We start from the raw sequence: 25,275 nt of genomic DNA on the forward strand, positions 1-25,275 counted from the left end.
GGCATGCCAGCCGACCATGCACACGGACCGGGGGAGACTTCGGTCTCCGACCAGAGTTTCACTTGCCCGACAGCGGTGATCGCCATGAACTCCCCCCAACCCGCCTTAACGTCGACCCCGGCCGGCAACATCATGATCGTTGTCCGCGTGGGGTCGCAAAGTCCCGTAGGCCAATATGCCGACCCGCTAGAGGCGGCCAATGACGGCCTCCTGCCCACGCCGCTTGACGGGCTGCCGGCTCCGGTGCTCCAGGCCGTGCAAACCCATCCCCGGATGCGGATTCCGCTCGCGGTCGCGTTGGCCGCGATGTTGTGGATACTGGGCACGATTCTCTTGCTGACGCTTGCCATGGCGTACCAGCTCATGGCCTGAAGCGGCCGTGGCCCCGCCATGGCCGTCCTCCTGATCGGACGGGACGGCGCAACGCGGCCGCGCTTATTCCTGCGGCGCGTCGCGCGACGCACGCTGGTGCGCCGTGCCGCCGGCGGCGCTCAGGTTGTAGGCGGTGTTGACCAACCCGATGTGCGAAAAGCCCTGGGGGAAATTGCCCACCAGCCGCTTGCGCGCCACGTCATACTCTTCGGCCAGCAACCCGAGGTCGTTGCGTAGCGACAGCAGCCGGTCGAACAGGCGGTGCGCGTCATCCAGCCTGCCCTGCATGATGTAGGCATCGGCCAGCCAGAAGCTGCATGCCAGGAACACCCCTTCGTCGCCCGGCAGACCATCATCGCTGTGCTGCGTCGAATACCGCAGCAGGAGTCCGTCGCGCAGCAGTTCGCGTTCAATGGCTTGCACGGTGCCCGTCACGCGCGGGTCGTCCGCCGGAAGAAAACCCACTTGCGCAATGAGCAGCAGGCTGGCGTCGAGCGCCGTGCCGCCGTAATACTGCACGAAGGTATTGCGCTGGGCATCGTAGCCATGCGTGCAGATATCGGTGCGAATCTCGTCAGCCAGCGCCCGCCAGCGGTCCACGGGCCCTTCCAGCCCGAAGCGCTCGCAGGATTTCACGCTGCGGTCGAGCGCCACCCAGCACATCAGCCGCGAATGCGTGAACGCGCGGCGCGCCCCCCGCACTTCCCAGATGCCGTGGTCGGGCTCGCGCCACAGGTCTTCAAGCGGCTTGAGCAACACCTTCTGCATGCGCCACGCTTCGGCCAGGGGCGCAAGGTCAGCCACGCGCGCGGCGTGCAAGGTCTCGATCAGTTCGCCATACACGTCCAGCTGCATCTGCCCGGCCGCGGCATTGCCCAACCGCACAGGCGTACTCCCTTCGTAGCCAGGAAGCCAGGGGATGTCATGTTCGGGCAACCAGCGCTCGCCGGAAATGCCATACATGATCTGCAACTGGTTGGGATGGCCGGCCGCCGCCCGCAACAGCCATTGCCGCCAGGCCTCGGCTTCTTCGCGATAGCCGGCGTTCAGCAGCGCATACAGGGTCAGGGCGGAATCGCGCAGCCAGCAATGCCGGTAATCCCAGTTGCGGCTGCCCCCCAATTGTTCCGGCAGCGACGTCGTGGGCGCCGCGACAATGCCGCCGGTGGGCTGGAAGGTCAGCAGCTTCAAGGTGATCAGCGATCGCACGACGGCGTCTCGCCGTTCTCCCGGGCCATTTTTCCAATGGCAGCGCTTGGCCCATTCGCGCCACCACGCGATGGTGCGGTCCATGCTTTCCCGGCGATCCGGCACGAAATGCGGTGTCTTGTGCGAACGGTGATACGACAGGGTGAAAGGCACGGTCTCATCCTGCCGCACGGCGAATTCGGCCACGCTTTTCATGTCGCGGCCGGTGAGCGGCACTGCCGTATGCAGCTCGACGGCATCCGGCCCGGCGATGGCGCTCAGTCCATAATCGCGCCGGCGCACCCAGGGAACCGCCTGCCCGTAGTTAAAACGCAGCGTCAGTTCCATCCGCATGTCCACGCAGCCCGACTCGCCCTGCACGATACGCACGACGTCCACCCGCTCTTCGTCGTCGCTAAGCGGCATGAAGTCGTAGACGCGCACCACTCCATCCGGCGTCTCATGGCGCGTTTCCAGCACCGCCGTCTCCGGCAGATAGCGGCGTGTGGTGACGACGCCGGGAGCGCTTGGCGCCAGGAGCCAGCGGCCGTGGCTGTCATCGCCCAGCAGGGCCGCGAAACACGCCGGCGAATCGAAATGCGGCAGGCAGAGCCAGTCGATGGAACCGTCGCGCGCCACCAGCGCAGCCGACAACATGTTGCCGATCAGGCCATAGTCTTCAATGGGTTTCGACATGGGTTCAACCCGCGCCGCGAAAGGCGGCATACAACGTCATGCCCCCGTCCACGAACAAGGTCGACCCCGTCACGTAGTCGGAATCGTCGCTGGCCAGCCACGCCACGGCGCGCGCCACGTCCTCCGGTTCCCCGATGCGCCCGTACGGGATCAGCTTGAGCAACGCGGCAAGGCTTTCCGGGGTGTTCCACGCAGGCGCGTTGATGGGCGTGCGGATCGCCCCGGGCGCCACGGAATTGACGCGGATCTTCATCGGCGCCAACTCTTGCGCCAGCGACTGCATCAGCAGCGACACGCCGCCTTTGGACGCCGCGTAGTTGGACTGGAATGCCCACGGAATGACTTCATGGACCGAACTGATGAAAATGATCTTGCCCGCTGCCGCATCGGCCGGTGGCCTGGGCGTACGGTTCAGGAATGCGCGGACCGCGGCGCGGGCGCACAGGAACTGGCCCGTCAGGTTGGTGTCGATCACCTTTTGCCATTGGGCCAGCGTCATGTCCTGGATGGCGGCTGGCTGTTCGATGCCGGCGTTGTTGACCAGTATGTCGACGCCCTGGAAATGATCCTGGGCGACACGGAACAGATGCTCGACGTCCTCCTCGCGGTTGATGTCGGCAGCCGCGGTGACGGCCTGCCCGCCTGCCCGCGCGATTTCCTGGGCGACTTCTGCGCCGCGCCGCTCGGAGTCTTCATTGGGCCGGTGGTTCACGACCACCCGCGCGCCCGCTGCCGCCAACGCCAGCGCAATACCGCGACCGATTCCGGAATTGGCGCCGGTGACGACTGCCACGCGCCCCGAGAGATCCACTGCATGCCGCATGCTGCTCTCCTTGCGGCGAGCGGGTCCGGGTTGCTGACTTGCGGATCCACAAGCGCCGCTTTCGATAGCCAAGCCTGCAGCTTAGTCCTGGACGGGCGGGGGTACAACCGCCGGCTGCGTCAGGGCTTGCGCCACGATTCGGGGGCGCTCACTTGGCCGCGACGACTTTGATCTCGACGACCAGCTCGGGCCGAGCCAGTGCCGCCACGCCCAGAATCGTCCACGCTGGAAAGTCGGCGCGAATGTACTGCTCCTTCACCGCGCGGAAGTCGGCCAGGTGCGCGCCCACGTCCACGTGGTAAGAGACCATTTCCACCAGGTTGGAGAAATCCAGGCCCAGGTGCCCCAGGATGGCTTGAATGCGCTGGAAGGCCAACTCGGCCTGCTCCTTGGCGGATTCCGGGATGGCGCCATCCGCGCGCAGCCCTATCTGGCCCGAGATGTGCACCAGCCCGTGGGCCGTGACTGCGGGCGAATACTGGAAGAGGTCGAAAATTCGGTTGCCGCCGAAGACCGGATCATTTTCCGGCAGGCGCAGGCGTTCGATCTTGCTCATGGTGGGTCCTGATTGCGGGTTGGACGATGCCCGGGGGCGTAGTGACGGGAACTCTACACGATCGCCTAGCCGCCCTTCAGCCAATGTCCGGGCGTGACCCCGCGGTGGGCCTTGAACGCCTTGATAAAATGGCTAAGGCTGGCGAAACCGACGCTATAGGCCGTGTCCGTGACCGAGCAGCCGCGCTTCAACAGGTTTTCCGCCGCATCCATTCTGGCCTCAAGCAGGCACGCGTGCACCGACTGGCCGTACAGCGACAGGAAGCCTGCCTGCAAGCGCTTTTCGCTCAAACCCACGCATTGCGCCAATTGGCGCACGGTCTTGCATTGCGCGTAATGGCGCTGAATGCGGTGGTAGGCCTCGGCCAGCCGGCGGCGGTCGGCCGGCTGCGGCAGCGCGCGACGGCCGTCGTTCACGTGCTTGAGCGTCAGCGCCAGGGCCTCGTTGGCTTTGCCTTGCAGGTACAACGCGGCGATCGCGCTGCGGTCGTGGCGCCAGTTCAGGATCTCGCCCGCGATGCGCGCGATGCCGGACCAGGCCGGCAGCACCGCCAGGTGCGCGCGCCGGTCCGGCACGCTGGCCTCGTCGGCCAGCATGCCGCAAGGTGCGGCCAGCAGCGTTTGCTCCCAGATCGGGCGCACCGTGTCCGACGAAAACCGGATGTCGACGGTGCGGATGGCGCGCCGGCCTTTGAATTCGTCCCAGCCAGGCACCAGGGCGTCGGTGGAATGCAGGATCACGGTGCCCGGTTTGACGTGCAACGGCGCGCCGCCCTCGAAGCCCAGGCCGAACTGCCCTTCCAGGATCACGGCCAAACCCATGCTGGGGACGGCGGCGCCATGGATGGCCCAGTCGCTAACGGGGGTGCCCTCATAGCAGCCGATGGAAACGCCGCCCGCCAGTTCATGCTCCGTGCGGATGTCCGCCCAGTCCTGAGGCATCAGGCGCAGCATGTCCTCCGCAGTCAGCGGACCGTCGGTCGCGCGGGTCGTCCGAAGCCGTTCGCCCATATTTCCTCAATTCCGCCATCTCCGGCGCAGATTCGCTAGCGCATCCACGCCCCGGTGTAGATGATAACGGTTTTCATCCTCATCAAAGATGCCGCCTTGACTCCCACGCCTGCCTCTACCCGCAGAGAAGCCGCTGCCCTGTTCGTTTTCAATATGCTGTGCCTGACCGCCATGATGGCGTTCGTGCCCGTGATCGGCCCCGTCGTGCGCGGTTTGGGGCTGGCGGAATGGCAAGGAGGCCTGGTCGTGACCGTGGCCGGCCTGCTGTGGATGCTGATGGCGCGTTATTGGGGCCGCCGCAGCGATCGCGTGGGGCGCCGGACCACGCTGCTGCGCGCCGCGGCCGGCTACATCGTCAGCTATCTGCTGCTGGCGTGGGCGCTGGACAGGATGCTGGCCGAACCGCCCGTGCAGTGGGTCGCGCTGGCGGCGTTGCTGGCCCTGCGCGGCCTGATCGGCGCCTTCTACGCGGCCATGCCCGCCGTCAGCGCCGCGCGGATCGCCGACATCACCGCGCCCGAGCAGCGCGGCGCCATGATGGCCAAACTGGGCGCCGCCAACGGCGTCGGCATGGTCCTGGGGCCTGCCATCGGCGGTCTGTTGGTCAAGGACAGCCTCATCGTTCCGCTGTACCTGGCCGCGGTCCTGCCGGTGCTGGGCACGGCATGGCTGATGCTGCGCCTGCCGTCGGACGCGTCGCACGCGCCCCGCGGCACGCCTCCGCTGAAATTGTCCGACCGCCGCCTGCGGCTGCCGCTTGCCGCCATGCTGCTGGCCATGAGCGGCGTGATCACCGCGCAGATGATCGTGGGCTTCTATGCCATGGACGCCCTGCACCTGGAGGCCGGCCCCGCCGCGCGCGTCGCGGGCATCGCCATGGCCACCGTGGGCATCGTGCTGATCCTGGTACAGCTTGCCCTGGCCCGCGCCCGGAAAATGAATGCGGCACGTTGCCTGGCCTCGGGCGCCGTGCTGGCCAGCTCGGGCTTCTTCCTGATTGCGGTGCTGCCGGGCACGGCCGGCTTCCTGCTCAGCTATGCGCTGATGGCGGCGGGCATGGGCCTGGTATTCCCCTCGATCCAGACCCTGGCCGCCAATGCCGTGACCCCGGAAGAACAGGGCATCGCGGCCGGTTCGGTCACCGCCGTCCAGGGCATGGCGATGGTGGTCGTGCCCCTGGCGTGCACGCTGCTGTATGGGCTGCGCCCCTGGGTGCCTTATGCAGTGGCCGCCGGCCTGTTGCTGCTGCTGGCGGCAGCCGCCGCCGTCCAGGTCCGGCGGACGGCCGCCGCCCAGGCGGGAGTAATACCCCGCCAAGGTTGATTTCGTCCAAATTTGCTTGATAACGTACAAGCTCCGGGTCGCCATGCCGGCTACGCTGCAGGATGGCTGGCGCCAGGGCCCGGCCATCCCCCCCCGCGGTTCCCCTCCCCCTGCCTCTTCCCGGAGTCACTGACCATGAGCACCATCACTACCCCCGACGGCGTGCAGATCTACTTCAAGGACTGGGGCCCCAAGACGGCCCAGCCCATCATGTTCCACCACGGTTGGCCCTTGTCGAGCGACGACTGGGATGCGCAAATGCTCTACTTCGTCGCCAAGGGCTTTCGCGTCATTGCCCATGACCGCCGCGGCCACGGCCGTTCCAGCCAGGTCAGCGACGGCCACGACATGGACCATTACGCCGCGGACGCGTCGGCGGTGGCCGAGCACCTGGATCTGCGCAACGCCGTCCACATCGGCCATTCGACCGGAGGCGGCGAGGTGGCGCGCTATGTCGCCAAGTTCGGCCAGCCGCAAGGCCGGGTCGCCCGGGCCGTGCTGGTGAGCGCCGTGCCGCCCTTGATGGTCAAGACCGATGCCAACCCGGGCGGCACGCCGATCGAGGTATTCGACGGTTTCCGCGCGGCGCTGGCTGCGAACCGCGCCCAGTTTTTCACCGACGTGGCGTCCGGGCCCTTTTACGGGTTCAACCGCCCGGGCGCGCAAGTGTCGCAAGGCGTCATCAATAATTGGTGGCGGCAAGGCATGATCGGCTCGGCCAAGGCGCATTACGAGGGCATCAAGGCCTTTTCGGAAACCGACCAGACTGAAGACCTGAAGGCCATCACCGTCCCCACCCTGGTCATGCACGGCGACGACGACCAGATCGTGCCGATCGACGACTCCTCCCGGCTGTCGGTCAAACTGCTGAAGAACGGCACGCTGAAGGTGTATGCGGGCTTTCCGCACGGCATGCTGACGACGCATGGCGAGGTCATCAATCCCGACCTGCTGGCCTTCATCAAGGGCTGAGCTCACCCGGAAAAACGCGTTCAACGGGCGGGCCGGTCCGCCCGCCTCAAGACGCTTGCCACCCCCGTCCCCACAATGGCCTATATACTTGGCTGTTGCCGACAGCAGATTGGGCGCCAAACGCGCGACAACCTGCGCCGCAACGACGCTTGAACCCGCCCGTGTGGGCGCTCCCCCGGGTCAGGGTGCTTATCCGCCGTCCATCGCGACGGCGGCGTACCTTTTGAGACCGGCTTCAATCGATACGCTTCGTCGCGGCGCTGCTTGGCCTTCTTTTCCCGAAAGCGCTGTCACACCCTCCATCGCCCCACCCGAGCAAGCCTGAAAAGTGTCTGCCGAGGGGGCCATACGTCTAAGAAGAATCGACATGAACGCCTTGCCGCAAGACAAACTGATCACCGCCCTGGACCACGCCCGCCTGCTGGGCATGATCACCCGCCCCGCCAGCGCCGCCGGCCTGTCGCGCGAGGCGATCGACGCCACGCAGGACATCCTGGATTCCGCGCCCATCATCACGCTTGAAGACGTCACGCCGGACATCGTCACGATGCGCTCGCGCATGCGCCTGCTGAATGCCAACGGCGATGAAATGATCGTCACCCTATGCTATCCGGCAGACGCGAACCTGGCGCAAGGCCAGGTTTCCGTGTTGTCGCCGTTGGGGCTGAGCCTGATCGGCTCGCGCCAGGGCCAGCGCATCACCTGGACGGCGCCCAACCAGACCGAGCATGCCGCCACGATCGAAGAGATCGTCTATCAGCCCGAAGCGGCGGGCGACACCACGGCGTAACGCCCTCCCGGAGTCTTCCATGAAGCTGCTTCTGATCGGATCGACCGGCCTGGTCGGCCGCCATGTGCTGGATCAGGCCCTGGCCGATCCGCGCGTGACGGACGTGGTCTCGATCACCCGGCGCCCCCTGCCGGCGCACCCGAAGCTGCAGTCGCCCGTGGCCGACTTCGACCGCCTGCCGCAAGACGCCGACTGGTGGCGCGCCGACGCCGTGATCTGCACGCTGGGCACGACCCTGCGCGTCGCGGGTTCCGAAGCCGCGTTCCGCAAGGTCGACCACGACTATCCGCTGGCGGTGGCCCGCCTGGCCCGCCAGCACGGCACCTCTGCCTATGTGCTGAACTCGGCCATCGGCGCCGACGCGTCGTCGCGCTTTTTCTACAACCGGGTCAAGGGCGAGTTGGAACGTGACCTCGCCGGCCTGGGTTTCGCGTCCCTGACGCTGGTGCAGCCCGGGCTGATCGGCGGCCGGCGCGCCGAGTTCCGCCTGGGCGAACGCGCCGCCCTCTGCGCGCTGACGGTGCTGGGCCCGCTGCTGCCGCGCCGTTGGCGAATCAACCCTGCCCCCACGATCGCCCAAGCGATGCTGGAGGCCGCCATCAACGCGCCACCCGGCATGCACGTCATCACGTCCGACCAACTGGCCTGAACCTGGCTACGCCTGGCGCCACGCGCCAGGCGCGACCCCGGCTACAACCGCGCGCTGGAGAACGCCGACCAGCCGCACATGCTGATGGACAGCGCGGCCTATATCGACTACGCCATGCGGCAGGTGGCGGAAGAAAAGCGCTTCGCGGCCGAACTGGGCCTGAAGATGCAATGAGGGGCGGGCTGGGCCGCGCCCCTGCCCGGCTCAGCGGCCGGCGGCCTTGGCGCTGATGCCGTTGGCCACGCCCATGTCCACCTTGGGCACGTCGCGGATCAGCACCCGCACGTCTTCACCGGAAATATCGATGCTGGTGCAGACGGCCTGGTTCACCGCCGCGATCAGCGCGGCCTTCTTGGCTTCGTCGCGCCCTTCGATCAGCGCCGCGTCCACGCGCACCATGCGCTTGCCGATTTCACCGGCCACGATCACGTTTTCAGCAGGCACTTCCTGCAGCACGATGCGCACGCTGGGCAGCGGCGCGGCAATGCTTTCCACCACGGCGTTGGAAACCGCCTTCAACAGCGCGGCCTTCTGGGCGGCCGAGTGGCCTTGCAGGATCTGGACATTCAAGATTGGCATGACGGCTTCCGATTTTTCGAATAGCAGGAGTCCGGCCGAACTGACCGGCCAGCCATCATATAGCGACTTTGCCCGCGTGCAAGCGGTTGCAGGCGGGCAAAGCCCGGGCGCCAGGCGCCCTACCGGGGTACGGACGCGGTCAGGCCGCTTCGCCCCGACGCTCGGGAGCAGGCTGGGCTTCCAGCTCGCTGGCGGCGGCCTCCGGGGTCGCCGCGGTCTCGGTCAGCGCCGGGGTCACCAGCTCGACGACCTTCTTGCGCGACAGCATGCCCAGGAACTCGTCGTCCTCGCCCGTGACGGCAACCGGCTGGTCGCTATGCACCAGCTGCGCCAGCACTTCGCCCAGGCCTGCCGTGGCCGGCACCGACGCCAGGTCTTCGACAAAGCGCGACACGTCGCGCGCGCCTTGCTGGATCGCTTCTTCGGCGGCCTTGGCGGTCAACACGCCCGCCAGCCGCTTGCCGTCCAGCACCGGCGCGTACTCGTAGTCCATCGCCCGCATGCGGTCCAGAGCATGCGCGGGACGCGAACGCATGGTCAGCGTCAGGCGCGCCGGATTCACGGCGTGCGTGGCATTGAGCACCTTGGTGCGGTTCACGTCCTGCAGGAACGACTGGACGTAATCATTGGCCGGGTTCAGCAGGATGTCTTCCGGCGTGCCTTCCTGCACCAGTTCGCCGTCCTTCAGGATGGCGATGCGGTTGCCCAGGCGCAGGGCTTCGTCCAGATCATGCGTGATGAACACGATGGTCTTGTTCAGCTTGGCCTGCAGCTGCAGCAACTGATCCTGCATTTCGCGGCGGATCAACGGGTCCAGCGCCGAGAACGCTTCGTCCATCAGCAGGATTTCAGCGTCGGTCGCCAGCGCGCGCGCCAGTCCCACCCGCTGCTGCATGCCGCCCGACAACTGATGCGGATACTGGTTTTCAAAGCCGGCCAGGCCCACCTGCTCCAGCCAGTCGCGGGCCCGCTTCTCGCGTTCGGCCTTGCCCACGCCTTGCACGGTCAGGCCGTACGCGGCGTTGTCCAGCACCGTGCGGTGCGGGAACAGGCCAAAGCGCTGGAACACCATGCTCATCTTCTTCTGGCGGAAGACTTCCAGGTCGCGCTTGTTCAGGCTGACCACGTCCACGCCGTCGACCAGGATGTGGCCCGCGCTGGGCTCGATCAGGCGGTTGAAATGGCGGATCAGCGTCGACTTGCCGGAACCCGACAAGCCCATGATGACGTAGATGCTGCCTTCTTCAATCGACAGGCTGATGTCGCGCAGGCCCAGCGTGTGGCCGCTTTCGGCCAGCAGCTGTTCCTTGCTCATGCCGTTCTGCGCGGCTTCCAGCCATTTCTTCGGATGCGAACCGAAGACCTTGTAGATGTTCTTGACCTCGATCTTGCTCATCGCTGGCCTCCCATGCGCATGCGCTGTCCATACGATTGCGTGATCCGGTCGAACAGCACGGCCAGCACCACGATACCCAAGCCCGCCAGCAGGCCGCGGCCCACTTCCAGACGGTTGATCCCCAACAGCACTTCATAACCCAAGCCGCGCGCGCCGATCATCGAGGCGATCACCACCATCGACAAGGCCATCATCGTGGTCTGGTTGATGCCAGCCATGATGTTGGGCAAGGCCAGCGGCAACTGCACGCCGAACAATTGCTGGCGCGGATTGGCGCCGAACGCCCGCGAGGCTTCCAGCACTTCGCGGTCGACCAGGCGGATGCCCAGGTCGGTCAGACGGATCAGCGGCGGCACGGCGTAGATCACGGTGGCGATGATGGCGGGGATCTTGCCCAGGCCGAACAGCATCACGACCGGAATCAGGTACACGAAGCTGGGCATGGTCTGCATCACGTCCAGCACCGGCAGCATGATGGAGCGCAGCCAGTTCACGCGCGCCATCAGCACGCCCAGCGGAATGCCGATCAGCACCGACAGGCCGGCCGCCATGATCATCAGCGCCAGCGTCTGCATGCCGGCGTCCCACAAGCCCAGCACGCCGATCACGCACAGCAGCGCGCCCATCGCCAGGCTCAGGCCGATGCGGCGGCTGACGCCCCACGCGATGGCCACGGTCACGGCGACCACCGCCCACCAGGGCGAGTTGCGCAGCAGTTGCTCCAACCACACCAAGGCGTGCAGGACCGGCTGAGACAGGGTCTCGAGCGTGTCCGCGTAATTGGTGACCAGGTGATCGACGAACCCGTCGATCGCCGCCCTTACCTGACGGGCGGGAATAATTTCAGGAAACATTGTTTCGACTCCATTCTGGGGCGCTTACGGCGGCGGTCGCCGCCGGATACTCCGAAAGACCGGATGTCCATGCAGCCGGGCGGTTTCCTTGACGGAAACAGGCTGCAGGACGGACGGCGCCAACGGCTTGCGTCCGGACACGGGCGTCCGGCAAACAGCCATCCCAGGGGAAAAAGCCCAGGGCAACTTGCCCGCACGGGGCTTTTTCCCTTGAGGCGGCCCGACAAGCTGGAAGACTTTCCTGCTGGCCGGGCCGGCACGCGCCGAAGCGGCGCGAGGCCTGCACCACGATGCGTTACAGCGCGCTTTGGACGCGCCCGGCGACGTCGGCGGGGACCCACTTGGTCCAGACGTCGGGCTTGTTCTTCAGGAACCACTTGGCCACGGTGCTGGAATCGTCGCCAGACTCTTCCATGTGGGCCAGCGTTTCATTGATCACCGGCAGCGGCACCGACACCTTGGCCAGGAAGGCGGTCAGCGTGGGCGCTTCTTCAGAGAACTTGGTATTCACCGCGGTGAAGACGGGATTGTCGGGATAGGCGCTGGGCTCGGGGTTGGCGCACTTGGACGACGTCAGGCACTTGTGCTTTTCGGCGTCGAAGGGCGGCATGTCCAGCTTGACGAGATCCATCGCGCCGACGAGCGGCGTGGGCGACCAGTAGTAGAAGACCACGTTCTGCTTGCGCTTGTATGCCGACATCAGCGCCGCCTTCTGCGCCGCGCCCGTGCCGGGCGAGTACAGCGTGTAGCTGTCGTCCAGTTTCAGCGCGTGGAACAGGTTGTTGCTGGTGATCTCGCAACCCCAACCCGCCGGGCAGCCGTAGAAACGGCCCTTGCCGGGCTCTTCGGGATCCTTGAACTTGTCCTTGAACTTCGGCAGGTCGGCCGCGGACTTCAGTTCAGGCAGGCGTTCCGCCGTGTAGCGGGGGATATACCAGCCTTCGGCGCCCATGTAGAGATCGCCGATGCGCTTAACCTTGCCGGTCTTTTCGGCGCGATCCCAGGGATCGGCCACGCTGTTGAGCCAGATTTCGGTATTGATATCCAGGTCGCCGCGCTCAAGCGCGGCCAGGGCGGGCAAGGTTTCCGTCGGCAGGGTTTCGGTCTTGCAGCCGTAGCCCTTTTCCATGATGAAACGTTCGACATCAACCAGGACCAGGTTGGATTCCCAGTTCATGGCGCCGAAATTGACCGGACGCTTGATTTCGCATTGCGGTGCGTCGGCGGCTTGGGCCGCGCCGGCAAACGCAAACAGAACGGCCGCGGCGGCCAGGGTCTTGACAGGGGTAAAACGCATTTGGCTTTTGCCTCCATAGGTTCAGGGACACACGCCGGGCTTGGCCCGGAAGTGCCATGGAGCTAAGGGGGTTGTGCGGAAGACGGGCAGAACCGCCAATACAAACCGACACTAGCGACAAGAGGATCCGCAAGCGGTGCGGAATCTTGCTAAGACAGGAGCTTCAAAAACAAGGTTTTTGAAAACCCGCAGAAAGTGAACAAACTGAACGAAGAAGGCAGCATCTTAAACGAAATTACTGCGCCACCCAACCCTCGGCCTGAACAAAACAGATACATTCCCGGCAAAAAAGCTACGGGATAACCCCCATCGACTAGAGGGAGATTACGAAATTCCCCTAAGAAAACCCGCATTCAAAACAAAGATACATTCAGTAAATATTTTGCTCTTATTAATACATACTATCGGTTCCAGGACGGCCGGAAAGTGCAGTTTCGCGCACCTGAAACGATAGTATTTGGCCAATTTTCAGCCTGTGTTCAGCTGAAACCCATTCGCTTGGCCCGCCTCTCGCATCAAGGCGGCAAGGACGGAAACCGGCTGAGGCGAGCCCGCCTGCGCCCCTTCTCAACGGCCCGTCTCGCCGCCATACATATAGTCTCGCCGCCACGGATACGAAAGGTCCGCGGGATTGTCCAGTTCGTCCGGACGGCCGGTCGCCGGGGGCTGGCCCAGGATCTGGTGCAAGGCGATCCACCCATGCTCGAACGCCATGGCGCAGCCGGCCAGGTACAGCCGGTACGCCCGCAGCGACCGCGCGCCCTGCTCGCCGCCCAGCACTTGCGCGGCCTCGGGCAGGCGGGCCTCCAGCGCATCGCTCCAGGCCCACAACGTGCGCGCGTAGTGCGGCCGCAGGTTCTCCACGTCCACCTCCTCCAGGCCGCCATTGGTCATGGCTTCCATGACGACGCTGATGTGGGTCAGTTCGCCGCCGGGGAAGATGTACTTTTCGATGAATTCGCCCATGCCGTTGCCCAACTCGGGGTTGTAGACCCCGGCCGCGGTGATGCCATGGTTCATGATCAGGCCGCCCGGCTTGAGCAGGCGGCGCAGCTTGGCGAAATAGCCTTCCAGCTGCGCCCGCCCCACGTGCTCGAACATGCCCACCGACGCGATCTTGTCGTAAGGCGTGGATTCGTCCAGCTTGCGGTAGTCCAGCAATTCCATGCGGACCCGGCCGGCCAGGCCCCTTTCCTGGATCAGTTTCGTGACGTGGGCGTGCTGGTTGCGCGACAGCGTGATGCCCGTGGCGTCCACGCCGTAGTGTTCGGCGGCCCACAGCAGCAATCCGCCCCACCCCGCCCCCACGTCCAGAAAGCGTTCGCCCGCATGCAGCCGCAGCTTGCGGCAGATGTGATCGAGCTTGGCTTCCTGGGCCTGGGCCAGCGTCATGTCCGGCGTGCGGTAATAGGCGCAGGAATAGACGCGGCGCGGATCCAGCCACAGGGCGTAGAAATCGTCGGACAGGTCGTAATGGAATTCGATCTGCTTGGCGTCGCGCTCGACGGAGTGCCGCCACACGGACATCACCTTGCGGACCAGCTCCGTCAGCCAGCCGCCGCGTGCCGCGTCGACCGGCGAACCCGGCAGCAGGGCCGACGCCGCAGCCATCACGTCGCGCATATTGCCTTCGATGTCGATGCGGCCTTCCACGTAGTCCTGCCCCAGCACGCCCACGGCGCCCTCGGCCAGGTGGGCCAGCGCCGTCTTGTCGTGCGCCACGAAACGGACGCGCGGATCAGGAGGTCCGAGCACGGCGCCGTCAGGCAGCACCAGTTGGACGGGGACGGGCAAGGCCTCAAGCTTGCGTTCCACAACAGATAGCAAAGGATTCACGACTTCTCCTCTGAGTACTTTACGGACGCTCACGACTGTATCGGAAAATAGCTGAAATTTGCGTGTCAGGTTACCCGTGATACAGTCGCTGGCTTGGCGCAAACCGTGCAATCAAATGCATGCGCGCCCTGTCTCTGCGTTTTACCGCGACCACCATGCCCCCATCACCCGTTTCCCGCAGCAGCCTGCCCGGTTGGCTCATTCTCATGGGCGCGCTGACGGCGATCGGCCCGTTCGCCATCGACATGTACCTGCCCGCGTTCCCGACCATCGCGGCGAACCTGGGCGTGCCGCGCGGCGACGTCGAACGCACGCTGGCGGCCTACCTCATCGGGCTGGCGTTGGCGCAGGTGTTCTACGGCCCGATGGCCGACCGCTACGGCCGCAAGCCGCCGCTGATGGTGGGCCTGGCGCTGTTCATGGTGGCATCGCTGGGCTGCGCCCTGTCGGGCTCGGTCGAGGCCCTGACGGGCTGGCGCGTCGTGCAGGCCATGGGCGGCGCAGCGGGCATCGTGATTCCCCGCGCGGTCATCCGCGACCACTATGAAACCCATGAGGCGGCGCGCGCGATGTCGCTGCTGATGCTGATCATGGGCCTGGCTCCGATTCTGGCGCCGCTTGCCGGCGGCCAATTGCTGGCCATCGCCTCATGGCGCAGCCTGTTCTGGATCATGCTGGCCGGCGGCGCCATGCTGATGCTGGCGGTGGCGAAGATCATGAAGGAATCGCTGGCGCCGGAACGCATCGTGCACCTGCGCTGGAGCACCATCCTGCGCAACTACCGCGACCTGTTCGCGCATCGCGGCTTCATGGCGCACAGCCTGGCGGGCGGCTTCGGCCAGGCCGGCATGTTCGCCTACATCATCGGATCGCCGCGCGTCTTCATCGAACTGTACGGGGTGCCGCCACAGTATTACGGCCTGCTGTTCGGCACCAACGCGCTGTCGCTCATCATCTGTTCGCAGATCAGCGCTCGGCTACTGCGCACCTACAAGCCCCGCCAACTGCAACGCAAGGCCCTGACCTCGCTGGCCATCGCCAGCCTCGCGGCCGTGGCGCTGACGCTGGCCGGCTGGATGACGCTGCCCCTGTTGATGCTGTGCCTGATCGCCTACATGGGCAGCCAGGGCTTTGTGAACCCGAACTCGGCGGCGCTGGCGCTGTCGGACCAGGGCAAGCGCCTGGGCGCGGCCTCCGCCTTATTGGGGACACTTCAATTGTCTTGCGGCGCGTTGGCCGGTTTCGCCGTCAGCGCCTGGCAAACGGACAGCGCCCTGCCCCTGACGACCACCTTGGCCACCTGCGCCTGCCTGTCCTGGTTATCGGGCCGTGTCGCGCAGACGCATACCGCGTAGCCAGGGCCACTTGATTTATTTGGCTTTTTCGTATTAGAATCTAAGTCTTCACATGAAGTTTCCCGTGTTGGACTACTATGCTTTGTAGTGCAGCACTCTGACCCCAACCGCGTAGCGTTGAGAAATCCGGTCCAGGAATTCGGCAAGAATTCCAAGCATGGATTTCAGCGGGTGGCAGGCAGCGGGTATAAGCACGGGCGGATCCCGATCCCCCTCATCCACTAAGACTGGGTGGCCGGCAAAGGCAGCGCAACAGGCAACACATTGCGCTTCCCACACAGCCCGGCGGCTAAAACCCTGTCTACCCCCCAAGCGATGCGCGAAAAGAACGACATAAAGAGGTGCATCCATGGCACGCGTATGCCAAGTGACCGGCAAAGGCCCGATGGTGGGCAACAATGTTTCGCACGCAAACAACAAGACCAAGCGTCGCTTCCTGCCGAACCTGCAATCGCGCCGGTTCTGGGTTGAAAGCGAAAACCGCTGGGTCCGCCTGCGTGTTTCGGCCAAGGCCATCCGCACGATCGACAAGAACGGCATCGACGCCGTCCTGGCCGACATGCGTGCCCGCGGCGAAATCGCCTAATCGGCCTCCCCTACAATCACCATACTAGGAGCACGACATGGCCAAAGGTATCCGCGAAAAGATCAAGCTCGAGTCGACTGCCGGCACGGGTCATTTCTACACGACCACCAAGAACAAGCGCAACATGCCCGAGAAGATGCTGATCAAGAAATTTGATCCGGTCGCTCGCAAGCACGTTGACTACAAGGAAACCAAGCTGAAGTAATTCAGCCGGTCTTCTGGTGAGTCCAAAAGAGCCCTGCATTGCAGGGCTTTTTTTATTGCCCGGCCGCCTCTCGGTGAAGCCACCCCCTGGGGGCCACAAGCGTGCGCAGCAAGGCCGCCATTTTTATTGACCGCTTCCTGGCCGCCCCATGCAGGGCAAGCTTCTATTGCCGCCTGGCAAAGGCGCGTGTTTCAATTGGGCCGCAACCAGCAGCGCCCCGTGCCGCGCGGCGACGCCCGATCCCCCTCTTGCCTGCGATACCCTGCCATGCTTCGTCCCAGCCTTACCCTGCTGCGCCGCGCCGTCGCGCCCGCGCTCCTGGCCCTGGCACTGACCCCGGTCGCCGTAGCCGTCGCCAAAGACAAGGAGCCGCCGATCCGCATCGGCGAGATCAACAGCTACAAGGCCATCCCCGCCTTCCTGGGCCCCTACAAGAAAGGCTGGCAGCTGGCGCTTGAACAAGTCAACGCCGAAGGCGGCGTGCTGGGCCGGAAGCTGGAAGTCATCTCGCGCGACGACAACGGCAACCCCGGCGATTCCGTGCGCGCCGCCCAGGAACTGCTGGCGCGCGAAAAAGTCGAGCTGCTGTTCGGCGGCTTCCTGTCCAACACCGGACTGGCCCTGACCGACTTCGCCAAGCAGCAGCAGGTGTTCTTCCTGGCCGCCGAGCCGCTGACCGACAAGATCACCTGGCAGGAAGGCAACCGCTACACCTACCGCTTGCGGCCTTCCACGTGGATGCACGTGGCCGCGCTGGCGCCCAAGGCGCTGGCCTTGCGCAAGAAGCGCTGGGCCATCGTGTATCCCAACTATGAATACGGGCAGTCCGCCGTGGCCACGTTCAAGGCCATGATGAAGTCGTTCCAGTCCGACGTGGAATTCGTGGCCGAACAGGCCGTGCCGCTGGGCAAGGTGGACGCCGGCGCCGTGGTGCAAGCCTTGGCCGACGCCAAGCCCGACGCCATCTTCAACGTGCTGTTCGCGGCCGACCTGACCCGCTTCGTCCGTGAAGGCAACACGCGCGGCCTGTTCGAAAACCGCGCAGTCGTGTCGGTGCTGTCGGGCGAACCGGAATACCTGGAGCCGCTGGGCGCCGATACGCCGTCGGGCTGGATCGTCACCGGCTACCCCTGGTACGCCATCGATACGCCGGCCAACAACGCCTTCGTCGACGCCTACAAGAAACGCTATAACGAAACTCCCAAAGTGGGCTCGGTCGTGGGCTATGCGTCGCTGATGTCCATCGCCCAGGGCCTGAAGGCGGCGGGCGCGGTCGACACCGAAAAGCTGGTGGACGCCTTCGCCGGCCTGAAGGTGGACACGCCTTATGGACAGATCCAGTACCGCAAGATCGACCATCAATCCACGATGGGCGTTTACGTGGGCGTGACGGCCGTGGAAGACGGCAAGGGCATCATGAAGGACTTCGCCTATATCGACGGCGCGCGCCTGCAGCCGCCCGACGAACAAGTCCGCAAGATGCGTCCCGCGCACTGATGAGCCTGTCCGGGCTGCTGTCGCAGCTGCTTAACGGCCTGGCGGACGCCAGCGCGCTGTTCCTGGTCGCCGCGGGCCTGTCGCTGATCTTCGGCGTGACCCGCGTGGTGAACTTCGCGCACGGGTCGTTCTACATGCTGGGCATCTACCTGGCCTGGACGTTCACCACGTATTTCGGCGACGGCGCCGGCTATTGGGCCGGCTTGCTGCTGGCTGCCCTGGCCACCGGCTTGATCGGGGCGGCCGCCGAATGGCTGGTGCTCAAGCGGCTGTACCAGGCGCCCGAACTGTTCCAGTTGCTGGCCACCTTCGCCCTGGTGCTGATCATCGGCGACGCCGCGCTGGCGGTCTGGGGCCCCGAAGACCTGTTTGCCGCGCGCGCCCCCGGCCTGTCCGGCGCCGTGCAGATCCTGGGGCGCCGCTACCCGCAATACGACCTGTTGCTGATCGCCGCCGGCCCGGTGGTGCTGGGCCTGCTGTGGTTGCTGCTGATGCGCACGCGCTGGGGCCGGCTGCTGCGTGCTGCCGCAGAAAACCGCAGCATGCTGGCCGCGCTGGGCGTGAACCAGGCATGGCTGTTCACGTCCGCCTTCACACTGGGGGCATTCCTGGCCGGCCTGGGCGGCGCATTGGCCGCGCCGCGCGTACCCGCGACCCTGGGCCTGGACCTGGAAATCATCGCCAGCGCCTTCGTGGTGGTGGTGGTGGGCGGCCTGGGATCGATACCGGGCGCGTTCCTCGCCGCGCTCCTCATCTGCTCGGTCAAAGCCGTGTTCGTGTTCCTGGGCCAGGTCCAGATCGGCCCCTGGCTGTTCAACCTGTCCAAGCTGACGCTGCTGGCCGAATTTGCCGTGATGGCCGTGGTGCTGGTGGTGCGGCCCTGGGGCCTGCTGGGCAAACCGCCGGCGCCCGCCTCGCACACTGGGGCGCCGGAATGTCCCATCGCCCCCGCGGGCCGGCGACTGCGCCTGACCTACGGTTTGCTGCTGGCCCTGCTGGCGCTGGTTCCCGTCGCCGCCCTGTACTGGCCGTATCTGGGCATCCTGATGACCGAGATCCTGATCGCCGCGCTGTTCGCGGCCAGCCTGCATTTTCTGACGGGACTGGCCGGCATGACCTCTTTCGGCCATGCCGCCTGGTTCGGCCTGGGCGCCTACGGCGCCGCGCTGCTGTTGAAGCTGGCCGCCGTGCCGATGGAGGCCGCATTGCTGCTGGGCCCGTTCGCCGCCGCCTTTGGCGCGCTGCTGTTCGGGTGGTTCTGCGTACGGTTGTCCGGCGTGTACCTGGCGATGCTGACGCTCGCCGTGGCGCAGATCCTATGGGCGCTCGCCTACCAATGGGACGATGTGACCGGTGGCAGCAATGGCCTGATCGGCGTGTGGCCGTCGACCTGGCTGGCGCAAGGCCCCTGGTTCTATTACGTCACGCTGGCATTGTGCGCAGCAGGCATCGCCTGGCTGCGCCGCCTGGCGTTTTCACCGCTGGGCTACGCGTTGCGCGGCGTGCGCGATTCCTCGATGCGCGCCGAGGCGCTGGGCATGGAGACCCGGCGCGTGCAGTGGGCCGGTTTTGTCGCCGCGTCTTTCGCTGCCGGGCTGGCCGGATCGCTCTACGCGTTCTCCAAGGGCAGCATCGCGCCAGACGTACTGGCGGTCAGCCGTTCGGTCGACGGGCTGGTCATGGTGTTGCTGGGCGGCCTGCAGACGCTGGCGGGGCCGCTGGTGGGCGCGGCCGCCTACACCTGGCTGCAGGACGTGGCGGCGCGCAGCACCGAATACTGGCACGCCGTGCTTGGCCTGGCCATCCTGGCGCTGGTCATGGCGTTTCCCGAAGGCCTGGCCGGCGCCGCCGCACGGCTGGGCAGGAGGCGCGCATGACATCGGCCAATGCCTTGCTCCAGGTCGACGCGCTGCGCAAATCGTTCGGCGGCATCGATGCGCTGGCCGGCGTGTCTTTCACGTTGGAAGCGGGCCGGATGCTGGCGCTGATCGGCCCGAATGGCGCCGGCAAATCCACCTGCTTCAACGTGCTGGGCGGTCAACTGCGCCCCGATTCCGGATCCGTCCGCCTGGACGGCCGCGAACTGGTGGGCCTGTCCGCCGGCAAGATCTGCAGGCTGGGCGTGGGCCGCACGTTCCAGACCGCCGCCACCTTCCGCTCCATGACCGTGCGCGAAAACGTGCAGACGGCCCTGCTGTCGCGCGACCGGCTGCTGTTCAACCCCTGGCGCCGCGCTGCCCGCCATGCCGCCGAGGAAGCCATGGCCTTGCTGGCGCAAGTGCAAATGGCCGACAAGGCCGATGCCGCCTGCGGCACGCTGGCGTATGGCGACGTTAAACGGGTGGAGCTGGCGATGGCACTGGCGCACCAGCCGCGCTTGCTGCTGATGGACGAACCCACGGCCGGCATGGCCACGAACGAGCGCCATGCGCTGATGCGGCTGACGCGCCAATTGGCCGACACGCAACGCATTGCCGTGTTGTTCACCGAACACAGCCTGGACGTCGTGTTCAAGCATGCGGACCGCATCGCGGTCTTGGTGCGCGGCGCCTTGATGGCCGAAGGCGACCCCGCCGCCATTGCGGCGGACCCTCGCGTGCGCGCCGCCTACCTGGGCACCGAAGCCCCTTGACCGGCGCGCCGGCGAGGCGCGTCAGTGTTCGCTTTGCGGGTTTTGCGGCTGGCATTCCCAGAAGATCCGGGCCTTGCAGCCCGCGCAGATCGCCGGGTCCAGCTTGCCGTAGATGGTGTGCAGCGCCGTGGCCTTGTCGGGGAAAATATGGTCGGCGCCCAGACGATCCAGAAAGCCGGTGCGGCGCCACATGTCCAGCACTTCGGGCCGCGGCCGGTGGAAATACAAGTCACCGCCCATCGCGCGCCGCGCGGCCAATTCGTCTTCCCACACCTGCGCGCCGGCCAGATCGATGAAGTTCATGCTCTTGGCCATCACCAGCAGATGGCGTGGCGCATCCGGCGCCGCCCGCAACTCGTGCAGGCGCTGGGCGACATGCGCCGCCGCGCCAAAATAGATCGAACCTTCCATGCGCAGCAGCTTCAACTGCGGGCACTCGGGCAACGCGTCTTCGTGGTGCTCCAGCACGACGAAGCGCCGGTCCAGCCCACGGGAATCGAAGCCCATGGTGCGCATCGCCGGCCGCGAGGTGCGGTGCAGATACGCCATCAACGACAGCACCGTCCCCAGCAGAATCGCCACTTCCATGCGGATCGTGACGGTGGCTGCCAGCGTGGCGCCGGCAATCGCGCACTCGCCCGGCTGCATCCGGATCAATTGGCGCCAGCGCGGAATATCCAGCAAGGTCCACGCCACCAGCAGCAGCAAACCCGAAATCGCCGCATTGGGAATCATCGCCAACAACGGCGCCGACAAGGCCACCAGCACCACCAGCAGCACAGCGGAAAACACGGCCGCCAGCGGCGTCTTCGCCCCGGCTTCGTAGTTGGGGATGGACCGGTTCAGCGACCCGCAGGACAGATAGCAGGAGAAGAAGCCGCCCACGATGTTGGACAGCCCCTGCCCCATGAATTCCCGGTTGGCGTCGATGCGCTGCCCGGAGCGCGTCGCCACGGCCTTGGCGATGGAGATCGATTGCGCCAAGGCCACGATCGTCAACGCGAAGGCCAGGCTGAGCAGATCGGGCAGCGTGCGCCAATCCACGCTGGGCACATGAAACGGCGGCCAGGGCTGGGCGATGGCGCCCACGACCGACACCGGCACGCCGCCCTGCGGCACGGCCCACTTATTGAACGCGGCCGCCGCCAGCGCCCCCGCCACCAGTCCCAGCAGCATGTAGGGCTTGCGCTTGTCCAGCCGGCGCACCAGCAACGCCACACCCAGCGTGACCAGGGTCACCAGCAAGGCGCCTTTGTGCACATCGCCGATATGCGTGCCCACGCTGACCAGCAGCGCGCCTGCCCCATGCGAGGCCGGCGACGGCACGCCCAGCGCGTCCTTCAAGGCATGCACCGCGATCAGCAGCGCGGCGCCGCTGGTAAAGCCGAACAAGGCCGACGGCGAAATGAAATGCGCCAGCGAACCCAGGCGCAACACGCCCACCAGCCATTGCATGATGCCGACCAGCACCGTCACCGCCAGCGCCAGCTGGATATAGCCCGGGCTGCCCGCCGCGGCCAGGGGCGTCAGCACGGCGAACAGCGCCAGCGAATTCGCGTTTGTGGGGCCCGACATGACATGGCGGCTGGACCCGAACAACGCCGCGACAATACAGGGGACGATGGCGGAATACAGCCCGTACTCGGCAGGCAGTCCCGCCAACATCGCGAACGCAACCCCTTGCGGCAGCACCAGCAGCGCGCCCAGCAGGCCGGCCGACAAGTCGGCGCGCAGAGTCAGCTTGTTGACGTCATCGACCCATGAGCCAAACATGCGGCCCGCCAGATTTCTAGCCCCCTGCGTCATCCTGTCCTATTCCCCTTTTTTGGTTGCTTCGTCCGGCCGTGCATCCCTGCGGACAAGGCCGCCTAGCGTAATCGCTCGACCGGGCTGGCGCAACGCGCCGCCGTCAGCCTTATTTCAGATAACGGCGTTCCAGCTCGCGCATGCGGGCGTCTCCCTGCAGCGCGATGATCTCTTTCACCGTCGGCAAGCCGGCGTCCACGCCGTGGATGCCGCCGTCTTGGCGGATGCGGGCGAAAACGTCGCGCATCGCGCCGACGGCCGCGCGGATGGCATGGTTGCCGTAGATCACCAGCCCCACCTTGCCCAACGCCTGGATATCCGATTCACGCAACTGCGGATAGGCGGTGGGCACCAGCACCAACGGCACGCGGCCTGTCCAGGCCTGCGCGAAGCGCACGATCTCGTCCGGCGTGTTTTGCTTGGAATGGATCAGGATGGCGTCGGCGCCCGCCGACGCGTAAGCGTGCGCGCGCGCCAACGCCTCGTCTTGGCCCAGGCCCGCGATCAGGGCTTCGGTGCGGGCGATCACGCAGAAATCCGGATCGCGCCGCGCGGCGCAGGCCGCTTCGACCTTGCCCTGGAATTCCTCCACGCGCACCAGTTCCTGCCGGCCATCCGCGCGCAGGCTAGTGTCCTTCGGAAAGGTCTTGTCTTCCATCACCACCGCCGACACGCCCGCCGCTTCGTATTGCGGCAGCATGTACGACACATTGACGGCGTTGCCGAATCCCGTGTCGATGTCCGCGATGACCGGCACCTGGACCGCGGCCGCAATGGCCCGCATCATGTCCAGATGCTGCGACGCGGAAAGAATGCTGGCGTCGGGCACCGCATAGCTTGCCGAGAGTTCAAAACCGCTGCCCCAGATCGCATCGAACCCGGCCTCGGCCGCCAAGCGAGCCGACATCGGGTTATGCGCCGACATGGCATGCATCAAAACGGGATCCTGCAATTTCTGGCGGAATGCGCGGTGGCGGTTCATGGCGTGAATGCGAAGATTCCAGCGCCCGATGCGCCGGCTAAAGGCATCGTAGCGCCATTTTCCGACTGCTTGGCGTCCCGGCTCAGCTTGCGCCGCCGCCGCGCCGCGCCTTCATTGCCTGTCCGATATCGGCCAACGCATCGTCGGAAATCAAACGCGCAGCCATCGGCAGCAGTTCATCTTCTTCGCGCTGGATATGCGCCGCATAGGCCTCGGTGAACGCTTGCACCTGCGACGGCGGCAAAACGGCAGGCTGCCCGGCGGCGATCTCGGACAGCAAGGTCCGCAGCGGCGCCCAGAGGTCCGCCAGGCGCCGATGTTCGGCCACGAGCCCTTGCACCAGCGCGTGCAGGCAGCCGGCGTCGGATCCCGCCATCGACTCAATCAAGGCCGGAAAAAGATCCGCTTCCTCGTCTTCGTGATGGTGCGCCGCGGCGGTGTCGAAATAGCGCGCCACGCTGGCGGCGGCCGTCTGCGCCGCCGCATCGCTGCCGTGCGCGGGCAGATGCGCCGCCAGCCGCGCCAAGGTAGCGCATTGGCGAGCGATCCGTCCATGGCAGGCGGACAGCAGCGCCAGCGGATCATCCGGCCCGGGTGCGGCGGCCGGCCCTCCAGGAAAGCTCACTGCCATCGCACACCTCCTTGTCGTCACCCGACGCGCCTGCCCGGTTCAACTCGAATGGCCGCGCCACCACAACCGGACGGAATCCCACGCCCGTCCAGCGAAACCCGCCTCCGCCACCGGCTCCAGCGCCACCACCGGGAACTGCATGGACGGCTTGCCGTCCACCAGCACCCGCAGCGCCCCCACGGTGTCCTGTGCCGCAATGGGCGCCACCAACGGCTCTTGCGGCGTCCACACGGGTTCTACCTTGGCGCCCGCGGGCACGGTCACGTAGGCGTCCCGCGAAAAGCCGGCCTTCAGGCTGTCGCTTTCGCCTTTCCAGACTTCAGGCGTGGCCACGGCCTGGCCGCGCGCGTACAGCTTGATGGTATTGAATCCCTGAAACCCCCATTCCAGCAACTCGCGGCTTTCCTGGGTGCGCAGTTTGTCCGATGCCGTGCCCACCACCACCGTGATCAGGCGGCGTTGGTCGGCGCCGTTGGGCCGGCGCGCCGTCGCCACGATGCAATAGCCGGCGGATTCCGTATGGCCCGTCTTCAGGCCATCCACGCTGGGGTCCAGCCACAGCAGCCGGTTGCGGTTCGGCTGGGTGATCTTGTTGAACGTGAACTGCTTGGCGGAATCGTAGGTCTTGTACAGCTGGGGGTAGTCGCGGATGAAGCGCGTGGCCAGGATGGACAGGTCGCTGGCCGTGGAGTAGGTGCCCGGATCCGGCAGGCCGTGGGGGCTGGCGAAATGCGTCGCGTGCAACCCTAGCCTTGCGGCGGTGTCGTTCATCCGCGCCACAAAGGCTTCGACGCTGCCCGACACCGCTTCGGCCAGCGCAATCGCCGCGTCATTGCCCGATTGGATCATCAGGCCGCGCAGCAGCTCATCCACCGGCACTTTGGAGCCCGGCTCCAGGAACATCTTGGAGCTGCCCGCGGGCACCTTCCAGGCGCGCGTCGAGATCACGACCAGCTGGCCGGGTGTCACTTCCTTTTTATTCAGCGCCTCGAACACGACGTAGGCGGTCATGATCTTGGTCAGCGACGCGGGTTCGATCCGCGTGGTGGCGGCATGCGACGCGATCACCTGGCCGCTGGTCTCGTCCAGCAGCAGCCAGGCTTTGGCCGACAGCACCGGCTGCGGCATCGATTGCGCCATCGCGCCGGACACGCACGCTGCCGCAACGAGCAGGCCCGCTGCAAACTTTTTCATCAACAACATATAAGAGCTTCAATCCATGCTTGGGTTGTTCCCGCGC

The 25,275-nt window shown here is 65.9% G+C and carries 24 protein-coding genes; 11 read left to right on the top strand and 13 right to left on the bottom strand.

The genetic code is table 11. The annotated features are described in order from the left end of the window. Positions 1 to 372: hypothetical protein (locus tag ACO6D5_RS16505; RefSeq protein ID WP_485825962.1), on the top strand; the 372-nt coding region annotated here is incomplete at its 5' end. 63 nt (positions 373 to 435) lie between these two features. Here the strand turns inward: ACO6D5_RS16505 and ACO6D5_RS16510 are convergent. From ACO6D5_RS16510 to ACO6D5_RS16525, 4 genes are all read right to left on the bottom strand, one after another. Then, positions 436 to 2,256 carry a glycoside hydrolase family 15 protein gene (locus ACO6D5_RS16510; RefSeq protein ID WP_485825963.1) on the bottom strand — a complete coding sequence of 607 codons (1,821 nt, stop codon included), beginning with the start codon at positions 2,254 to 2,256 and terminating at the stop codon, positions 436 to 438. Positions 2,257 to 2,260: 4 nt separating this feature from the next. Then, complete coding sequence (locus tag ACO6D5_RS16515; protein WP_485825964.1) at positions 2,261 to 3,079, bottom strand: glucose 1-dehydrogenase; 819 nt, start codon at positions 3,077 to 3,079, stop codon at positions 2,261 to 2,263. Between the two features lie 148 nt (positions 3,080 to 3,227). Next, positions 3,228 to 3,635, bottom strand: a complete 408-nt coding sequence (locus ACO6D5_RS16520) for a RidA family protein (protein WP_485825965.1) — start codon at positions 3,633 to 3,635, stop codon at positions 3,228 to 3,230. Between the two features lie 65 nt (positions 3,636 to 3,700). After that, positions 3,701 to 4,645: a helix-turn-helix transcriptional regulator gene (locus ACO6D5_RS16525; RefSeq protein WP_485825966.1), complete on the bottom strand. Its 945-nt coding sequence runs from the start codon at positions 4,643 to 4,645 to the stop codon at positions 3,701 to 3,703. Positions 4,646 to 4,741: 96 nt separating this feature from the next. On the opposite strand from ACO6D5_RS16525, the gene ACO6D5_RS16530 reads away from it, so the two are divergent. From ACO6D5_RS16530 to ACO6D5_RS16545, 4 genes are all read left to right on the top strand, one after another. After that, entirely contained in the window at positions 4,742 to 5,968 is a 1,227-nt protein-coding gene (locus ACO6D5_RS16530) for an MFS transporter (protein WP_485825967.1), read from the top strand. 135 nt (positions 5,969 to 6,103) lie between these two features. Next, positions 6,104 to 6,940 carry an alpha/beta hydrolase gene (locus tag ACO6D5_RS16535; protein ID WP_315526879.1) on the top strand — a complete coding sequence of 279 codons (837 nt, stop codon included), beginning with the start codon at positions 6,104 to 6,106 and terminating at the stop codon, positions 6,938 to 6,940. A 367-nt stretch (positions 6,941 to 7,307) separates the two neighbouring features. Further along, positions 7,308 to 7,730: a GreA/GreB family elongation factor gene (locus ACO6D5_RS16540; RefSeq protein WP_315526882.1), complete on the top strand. Its 423-nt coding sequence runs from the start codon at positions 7,308 to 7,310 to the stop codon at positions 7,728 to 7,730. 19 nt (positions 7,731 to 7,749) lie between these two features. Further along, positions 7,750 to 8,379, top strand: coding sequence for a Rossmann-fold NAD(P)-binding domain-containing protein (locus ACO6D5_RS16545; protein WP_485825968.1), 630 nt, complete (start codon positions 7,750 to 7,752; stop codon positions 8,377 to 8,379). A gap of 204 nt (positions 8,380 to 8,583) precedes the next feature. On the opposite strand, the gene ACO6D5_RS16550 is transcribed toward ACO6D5_RS16545, so the two are convergent. The 5 genes from ACO6D5_RS16550 to ACO6D5_RS16570 all read right to left on the bottom strand — a co-directional run bounded on the left by ACO6D5_RS16550 (position 8,584) and on the right by ACO6D5_RS16570 (position 14,341). Then, a complete protein-coding gene (locus ACO6D5_RS16550; protein WP_006223500.1) occupies positions 8,584 to 8,958 on the bottom strand; it encodes a tautomerase family protein in 375 nt (124 codons plus the stop codon). 139 nt (positions 8,959 to 9,097) lie between these two features. After that, positions 9,098 to 10,354 (bottom strand): quaternary amine ABC transporter ATP-binding protein, encoded by a 1,257-nt coding sequence (locus ACO6D5_RS16555; RefSeq protein WP_485825969.1) that lies wholly within the window; start codon positions 10,352 to 10,354, stop codon positions 9,098 to 9,100. Beyond that, positions 10,351 to 11,208 carry an ABC transporter permease gene (locus ACO6D5_RS16560; protein ID WP_006223502.1) on the bottom strand — a complete coding sequence of 286 codons (858 nt, stop codon included), beginning with the start codon at positions 11,206 to 11,208 and terminating at the stop codon, positions 10,351 to 10,353. The genes ACO6D5_RS16555 and ACO6D5_RS16560 overlap by 4 nt, the downstream gene beginning before the upstream one ends. Positions 11,209 to 11,503: 295 nt before the next feature. After that, positions 11,504 to 12,505 (bottom strand): glycine betaine ABC transporter substrate-binding protein, encoded by a 1,002-nt coding sequence (locus tag ACO6D5_RS16565; protein ID WP_315526892.1) that lies wholly within the window; start codon positions 12,503 to 12,505, stop codon positions 11,504 to 11,506. A gap of 567 nt (positions 12,506 to 13,072) precedes the next feature. Next, positions 13,073 to 14,341 carry a class I SAM-dependent methyltransferase gene (locus tag ACO6D5_RS16570; RefSeq protein WP_485825970.1) on the bottom strand — a complete coding sequence of 423 codons (1,269 nt, stop codon included), beginning with the start codon at positions 14,339 to 14,341 and terminating at the stop codon, positions 13,073 to 13,075. A 206-nt stretch (positions 14,342 to 14,547) separates the two neighbouring features. Here ACO6D5_RS16570 and ACO6D5_RS16575 point away from each other — a divergent pair, with 206 nt between their 5' ends. The 6 genes from ACO6D5_RS16575 (at position 14,548) to ACO6D5_RS16600 (ending at position 20,616) form a co-directional block, all read left to right on the top strand. Continuing rightward, complete coding sequence (locus ACO6D5_RS16575) at positions 14,548 to 15,696, top strand: Bcr/CflA family multidrug efflux MFS transporter (protein WP_485825983.1); 1,149 nt, start codon at positions 14,548 to 14,550, stop codon at positions 15,694 to 15,696. A 349-nt stretch (positions 15,697 to 16,045) separates the two neighbouring features. Beyond that, positions 16,046 to 16,282: a 50S ribosomal protein L28 gene (rpmB, locus tag ACO6D5_RS16580; protein ID WP_006223506.1), complete on the top strand. Its 237-nt coding sequence runs from the start codon at positions 16,046 to 16,048 to the stop codon at positions 16,280 to 16,282. A gap of 37 nt (positions 16,283 to 16,319) precedes the next feature. Beyond that, positions 16,320 to 16,487, top strand: coding sequence for a 50S ribosomal protein L33 (gene rpmG / locus ACO6D5_RS16585; RefSeq protein WP_003810296.1), 168 nt, complete (start codon positions 16,320 to 16,322; stop codon positions 16,485 to 16,487). Positions 16,488 to 16,754: 267 nt separating this feature from the next. Then, the gene (locus ACO6D5_RS16590) at positions 16,755 to 17,984 is read left to right on the top strand and encodes an ABC transporter substrate-binding protein (protein WP_485825971.1); all 1,230 of its coding nucleotides are present in this window, start codon (positions 16,755 to 16,757) and stop codon (positions 17,982 to 17,984) included. Further along, positions 17,984 to 19,861, top strand: a complete 1,878-nt coding sequence (locus ACO6D5_RS16595) for an ABC transporter permease (protein ID WP_485825972.1) — start codon at positions 17,984 to 17,986, stop codon at positions 19,859 to 19,861. The genes ACO6D5_RS16590 and ACO6D5_RS16595 overlap by 1 nt, the downstream gene beginning before the upstream one ends. Next, positions 19,858 to 20,616: an ATP-binding cassette domain-containing protein gene (locus tag ACO6D5_RS16600; protein ID WP_315526897.1), complete on the top strand. Its 759-nt coding sequence runs from the start codon at positions 19,858 to 19,860 to the stop codon at positions 20,614 to 20,616. Before ACO6D5_RS16595 ends, ACO6D5_RS16600 begins: the two co-directional genes overlap by 4 nt. A gap of 21 nt (positions 20,617 to 20,637) precedes the next feature. Here ACO6D5_RS16600 and ACO6D5_RS16605 read toward each other — a convergent pair whose 3' ends face one another. The 4 genes from ACO6D5_RS16605 to ACO6D5_RS16620 all read right to left on the bottom strand — a co-directional run bounded on the left by ACO6D5_RS16605 (position 20,638) and on the right by ACO6D5_RS16620 (position 25,229). Next, positions 20,638 to 22,422 carry a SulP family inorganic anion transporter gene (locus ACO6D5_RS16605; protein ID WP_485825973.1) on the bottom strand — a complete coding sequence of 595 codons (1,785 nt, stop codon included), beginning with the start codon at positions 22,420 to 22,422 and terminating at the stop codon, positions 20,638 to 20,640. A 109-nt stretch (positions 22,423 to 22,531) separates the two neighbouring features. Further along, entirely contained in the window at positions 22,532 to 23,404 is an 873-nt protein-coding gene (locus ACO6D5_RS16610; RefSeq protein WP_315526901.1) for a phosphonopyruvate hydrolase, read from the bottom strand. An 82-nt stretch (positions 23,405 to 23,486) separates the two neighbouring features. Continuing rightward, positions 23,487 to 24,035 (bottom strand): hemerythrin domain-containing protein, encoded by a 549-nt coding sequence (locus ACO6D5_RS16615; protein WP_485825974.1) that lies wholly within the window; start codon positions 24,033 to 24,035, stop codon positions 23,487 to 23,489. Between the two features lie 39 nt (positions 24,036 to 24,074). Then, positions 24,075 to 25,229 carry a serine hydrolase gene (locus tag ACO6D5_RS16620; protein WP_315526903.1) on the bottom strand — a complete coding sequence of 385 codons (1,155 nt, stop codon included), beginning with the start codon at positions 25,227 to 25,229 and terminating at the stop codon, positions 24,075 to 24,077. Between the last annotated feature and the right edge of the window lie 46 nt (positions 25,230 to 25,275).

This window comes from Achromobacter sp., assembly GCF_057314935.1.